At 71.4% G+C, this 739-nt stretch carries 1 protein-coding gene; it reads right to left on the bottom strand.

Annotation, left to right across the window (positions count from 1 at the left end):
- Positions 1-712 (bottom strand): acyl carrier protein (locus IEJ02_RS47890; RefSeq protein WP_223865631.1); only part of this gene is annotated, 712 nt, incomplete at its 3' end.
- Between the last annotated feature and the right edge of the window lie 27 nt (positions 713-739).

The raw sequence follows: 739 nt of genomic DNA, 5'->3' as shown, positions 1-739 counted from the left end.
CCACCAAAGAACCCAGATCCCAACCACGATCACCCGGAAAACCCGAAACCACATCACGCCCCTCCGCCACCACACCCCACAAATCCTCCGGAGACCCCACCCCACCCGGATACCGACACGCCATCCCAATGATCGCGATCGGCTCGTGCCACGCCGCGTCGACGGACCGCACCCGCACGTCCTGCTGGGTCCCGTGCAGGTCGTCCAGCACCTTCCGCGCCAGCACAGCCGGGGACGGATAGTCGAAGACGAGCGTCGCGGGGAGCCGCAGTCCGGTGGCCTCGTTCAGGGCGTTGCGGAACTGGACGGCGGTCAGCGAGTCGAAGCCCAGCTCGCTGAAGGCGCGCCGGGCATCGACGTCCTTCCCGGACGCGAATCCGAGCACCGCCGCGACCTGGGCGAGGACAAGGTCGAACACGGCCTGTTCACGCTCGTCCTCCGGCAGGGCGGCCAGCGTCCGCCGCAGCTCCGTCGACCCGGCGCCGGCCGTGCCGCTCCGGCGGCGGGCGGCCGGGAGCAGGCCGCGCAGCATCTCGGGGACCTGGTCGCCGTGGCCCCGAAGGGCACGGAGGTCGAGCTTGATCGGCACCAGTGCCGGGTCGCCGTGCGCCACGGCGGCGTCGAACAGCGCGAGGCCGTCGCCGGCGGACAGCGGCCGTACGCCGTCGCGCTCGATCCGGTTCCGGTCAGTGTCGTCCAGCTTCGCCGCCATGCCGGTGTCGGTGTCCCAAAGACCCCA

It is taken from the genome of Streptomyces sp. 5-10 (assembly GCF_014712245.1).
Lineage (GTDB): Bacteria > Actinomycetota > Actinomycetes > Streptomycetales > Streptomycetaceae > Streptomyces > Streptomyces violaceusniger.
Note: the sequence above shows the minus strand (reverse complement) of the source record. Positions and strands in the feature narration are given on the sequence as shown.